Origin of the sequence: Streptomyces durocortorensis (genome assembly GCF_016901035.1) — a bacterium.
Lineage (GTDB): Bacteria > Actinomycetota > Actinomycetes > Streptomycetales > Streptomycetaceae > Streptomyces > Streptomyces durocortorensis.
This window is the reverse complement of sequence record NZ_JAFEUF010000366.1, coordinates 310-4,882: the sequence shown is the minus strand read 5'-3', so window position 1 is coordinate 4,882 and position 4,573 is coordinate 310. Positions and strand designations below refer to the sequence as shown.

The window sequence follows — 4,573 nt, the reverse complement described above, 5'->3', positions numbered from 1 at the left end:
GTCCTGGGCGCGACCTTCGCCCTCCCCGCACTCGCCGCCGACAACTCCGAGGCCGCCCCGCCCGCCGCCGCCCCGAAGCTGGAGCTGGTGGACGGCACCCTGGACTGGGGCATCAAGGAGAAGTTCCGCGACTACCTGGTCGGCCCGATCGCGCAGGGCAAGATCACCCTCGCGGACGGCGCCAAGCAGGCCGCGGACAACGGGGTGTTCACCTTCGTCGACGGCAAGGGCTCCTACGACACCGGGACGCACGCCTCCGACACCGCGTTCAAGGGCGGCGTCCGGTTCGAGGGCCACCACGGCTTGCTCGACGTCCGGGTGAGCGACGTCAAGGTCGCCACGGGCCGGGAGACCGGCACAATCACCGCCGACTTCACCAGCAAGAAGATGGACGGCACCGTCGTCAGCAAGAACGACGCGCCCATCGCCGACCTGGACATGACCAAGGCCAAGCGGGGCGGCGGCGCGGGCGGCGCGATGGTCTTCGCCGACATCCCCGCCAAGCTGACGGCCGACGGCTCGGACGCCTTCGGCGGCATGTACAAGGTGGGCACCGAGCTCGACCCGGCGACGCTGTCCGTGAAGACCCCGTCGACGCCCCCTACGGACAAGCCCACCGATAAGCCCACGGACAAGCCCACGGACAAGCCCACCGATAAGCCCACGGACAAGCCGACCGACAAGCCGACGGGCAAGCCCACCGAGAAGCCCAGCACCGAGCCCGCCCCGACCGCCTCCGAGACCGCCGCGCCGGTCAGCGGCCCGGTCGTCGACGGCACCCTCAACTGGGGCGTCAGGGAGGCGTTCCGCAAGTACGTCGTCGGCAACATCGCCCACGGCAAGATCCAGACGAGCGACGGCGCGTCCGCCAACGGCGACGGCTACCGCTTCACCAAGGCGACCGGCCTTCTCGACGCCGACAAGAACACCCTGGACGCCGCGTTCAAGGGCAAGGTGCGCTTCCTCGGCCACGAGACCCAGGGCGAGTACCTCCTCGACCTGTCCCTCAGCAACCTGAAGGTCGACATCGCGGACGCCTCCGGCACGCTCCTCGCCGACGTCTCCTCCAAGAACCAGACGACCGGCAAGGTCAGCAAGTTCACCGCCCTGTCCCTGGCCGACCTGAAGGTGCCCGCCGGCGCGCTCGCCGCCAAGGGCGGCATCGTGAACCTCAAGAACATCCCGGCGACGCTCACCGCGGACGGCGCCAAGGCGTTCGGCGGCTTCTACGAGAAGGGCGAGGCGCTCGACGCGCTGAACGTCGCGGTCTCCGTCGACAAGAACGCCCAGCTCCCGGGCGACTCCACCGGCGGTTCCACCACCGGCGGTTCCACCACCGGCGGTTCGGGCTCCACCGGCGGCTCCACGACCGGCGGTTCCACCACCGGCGGCGGCACGGTCGGCGGCGGCTCCACCGGCGGTTCGGTCGGCGGTTCGGTCGGCGGCTCCGGCTCCCTGGCCGCAACCGGCTCCGACGTCCCGACCGGCGCCCTGATCGCCGCCTCCGGCGTCGTCGTGGCGGCCGGCGCCGGCGTCGTGATCGCGGCGCGCCGCCGCCGCGACACCACCGCCTGACCCACCCGCACATCCACGGGGCCGTACCGGCGGCAGCAGTGCTCGCCGGTACGGCCCCGCGGCCATGTCCGCCCGGTTCCCGTACCGCCGCCCACCAGTGCTTGAATGCCCCCGTGAACGACTACGACGTACCCCGGGGCATCGACGTCCTGCGGGTGTTCTGCGGACCGGACGGCCGGCACGGCAACGCCCTCGGCGTCGTACGCGACGGAAGCGGCCACCCCGACGAGGCGTCCCGGCAGCGGCTGACCCGGCAACTGGGTTTCAGCGAGACCGTGTTCGTCGACGATCCGGAGCGCGGCCGGGTGGACATCCACACCCCGGGGCTACGGCTGCCGTTCGCGGGGCACCCGCTGGTGGGCACCGCCTGGCTGTTGGACCTGGAGATCCTGGAACTGGCCGTCGGGGACGTGTTCGCGCGCCAGGACGGGGAGTTCACCTGGATCACCGCCCGCCCCGAGTGGGTTCCGCCGCGCACGCTCCAGCAGTACGCGAGCGCCGCCGAGGTCGAGGCGCTGCCGGGACCGCCGCCCGGCGAGGGCTGGCTCTACGCCTGGGCGTGGGAGGACGAGGCGGCCGGACGGGTCCGGGCGCGGGCCTTCCCGAGGCGGGGCGAGGAGAGCGGGATCGTCGAGGACGAGGCGACGGGCGCTGCGGCCCTGCTGCTCAGCGCCCACCTCGGCCGGGCCCTGAACATCACACAAGGACGCGGCTCCCAGATCCTCACCGCACCCGCGCCGGACGGCACGGTGGAGGTCGGGGGCCGCGTCCTGATGGCCGCCCGGGGCTGAACCCGGGCGGCGGCGAGCCGTGGACGAGTGACTAGGCGCTGAGGGGGAAGACCTCGCCCAGCTCGCGGAAGACCGCGGTGTTCAGCGCGAAGGCGCGCTTGCACTCCTCGATGATGCGCTGCTTCTCCAGGTCGTCCGCGTTCACGCCGTCCAGCAGCTCGCGGTAACCCCGCTTGAAGGCGGCCGGGTTGGTGATCTGCTCGAAGACGTAGAACCGGACGCCGTCGCCCTTGCGCTCGAAGCCCCAGGTCTTCTCCGCCTTGTCGCGGATGATCTGACCGCCCGACAGGTCGCCGAGGTAACGCGTGTAGTGGTGGGCGATGTACCCGGCGGGCCAGGTGCGCGCGCACTCCGTGACCCGGGCCGCGTACGCCGCGGTGGCGGGCAGCGGCTCAAGGCCCTCGCGCCAGTCGGCCCCGCGCAGATGGGCGAGGTCGCGCTCCAGCTCGGTGGAGCGCATCAGCTCGGGCTGTATGAACGGACCGGCGACCGGGTCGTCGCGCAGGGCCTGAGCGCCGTCCTCCAGCGCCCGGTACACGAACCACAGCTGCTCGGTGTAGCGCGTGTACGCGTCCACTCCCAGTCGCCCGCCGAGGAGGTCACTCATGAAGGTCGAGGTCTCGGCCTCGGTGTGCTGCTCGTGCGACGCGGTGCGGATGAGCGTCGAGAAGGGAGTGACGGTGGCGGTTGCGTCCAAGGCGGGCCTCCGGGGACCGAGGGGACGGGAAGTCCAGAAACAGACGGAAATATCGGCAGGTGGTTGCCGCGACGGTGCGGCGGCGCGTGCCGGTACGCCGATCCTCCTACTTAGGCTTACCTAAGTCAACTGGTTCCCGACTGCTTGTCGGTAAAAAAATACGCCACGAAGGAGCAGGGGGCCCGGTAACGGACAGTTTGGGGTGATTACGGAAGGGTGAGGATCTCCGCCCCGGTCTCCGTGACGACCAGCGTGTGCTCGAACTGGGCCGTTCGCTTCCGGTCCTTCGTCACCACGGTCCAGCCGTCCTCCCACTGGTCGTACTCGTGGGTGCCCAGCGTCAGCATCGGTTCGATGGTGAACGTCATGCCGGGCTGCATCACCGTGGTGGCGTGCGGGCTGTCGTAGTGCGGAATGATCAGGCCGGAGTGGAACGAGGTGTTGATCCCGTGCCCGGTGAAGTCGCGGACGACCCCGTAGCCGAACCGCTTCGCGTACGACTCGATGACCCGGCCGATGACGTTGATCTGCCGCCCCGGCCTGACCGCCTTGATGGCCCGGTTCAGCGACTCCCGGGTGCGCTCGACGAGCAGCCGGGACTCCTCGTCCACGTCGCCGCAGAGGTAGGTGGCGTTGTTGTCGCCGTGCACCCCGTTGATGTACGCGGTGACGTCGAGGTTCACGATGTCGCCGTCGCGCAGCACGGTGGAGTCGGGGATGCCGTGGCAGATGACCTCGTTCAGCGAGGTGCACAGCGACTTCGGGAAGCCGCGGTAGCCGAGCGTCGAGGGGTAGGCGCCATGGTCGACCATGAAGTCGTGGGCGACCTTGTCGAGCTGGTCCGTGGTGACGCCCGGGGCGATGTGCTTGGCGGCCTCCTCCATCGCCTGCGCGGCGATACGGCCCGCGATGCGCATCCGCTCGATGGTGTCGGTGTCCTGGATCTCCGGGCCGGTGTACGGCGTCGGAGCCGGCTTCCCAACGTACTCGGGACGCCGGATGTTTCCGGGTACGGAACGGACGGGAGTGATCTCCCCTGGTACGAGAAGCGACTGGCCAGACATGCCAGCGAGTCTAACCAGCGCCCTCGGGGCACCATGGCAGGGAGGAAAGGAGCCGTCGATGGCCCTGTTCAAGAAGCGCACGGTCGGCAAACCGGGCGAATGGTACTACTGCCTGGAACACAAGAAGGTCGAGGAAGGCCCGGAGTGCCCGGCGCAGAACCGGTTCGGCCCCTACACCTCCCGCGAGGCGGCCCAACACGCGATGGACACCGCCCGCGACCGCAACCTGGAGTGGGACACGGACCCGAAGTGGCACGACGAGGACCGTTCCAGCCCGTCCGGCGATTGAGGACGTCTTTGGAGCCCGCCGGCACTTGAGGCAGCCGAACCAGCCCCTCCGGCGTTTGAGGAGCGGGGGGGGGGGGGGGGGGCCCCCCCGGCCCCCCCCCCCCCCCCCCCGCCCCCCCCCCCCCCCCCCCCCCGCCCAAACGCCCACCAGCCCAGCA

At 70.6% G+C, this 4,573-nt stretch carries 5 protein-coding genes; 3 read left to right on the top strand and 2 right to left on the bottom strand.

Annotated elements, in window-relative coordinates; genetic code table 11:
• Together JS521_RS33850 and JS521_RS33845 are read left to right on the top strand one after the other, a co-directional pair.
• The coding region (locus tag JS521_RS33850) for an HtaA domain-containing protein (RefSeq protein WP_205086716.1) at window positions 1-1,575 on the top strand (1,575 nt) is incomplete at its 5' end.
• A gap of 113 nt (window positions 1,576-1,688) precedes the next feature.
• Entirely contained in the window at window positions 1,689-2,366 is a 678-nt protein-coding gene (locus JS521_RS33845; protein ID WP_205086715.1) for a PhzF family phenazine biosynthesis protein, read from the top strand.
• 31 nt (window positions 2,367-2,397) lie between these two features.
• Here JS521_RS33845 and JS521_RS33840 read toward each other — a convergent pair whose 3' ends face one another.
• The gene (locus tag JS521_RS33840) at window positions 2,398-3,063 is read right to left on the bottom strand and encodes a biliverdin-producing heme oxygenase (RefSeq protein ID WP_205086714.1); all 666 of its coding nucleotides are present in this window, start codon (window positions 3,061-3,063) and stop codon (window positions 2,398-2,400) included.
• A 206-nt stretch (window positions 3,064-3,269) separates the two neighbouring features.
• Window positions 3,270-4,127 carry a type I methionyl aminopeptidase gene (map, locus tag JS521_RS33835; RefSeq protein ID WP_205086713.1) on the bottom strand — a complete coding sequence of 286 codons (858 nt, stop codon included), beginning with the start codon at window positions 4,125-4,127 and terminating at the stop codon, window positions 3,270-3,272.
• A gap of 58 nt (window positions 4,128-4,185) precedes the next feature.
• Between map and JS521_RS33830 the strand changes: the two genes are divergently transcribed.
• Entirely contained in the window at window positions 4,186-4,416 is a 231-nt protein-coding gene (locus JS521_RS33830) for a hypothetical protein (RefSeq protein WP_205086712.1), read from the top strand.
• Window positions 4,417-4,573 lie beyond the last annotated feature (157 nt).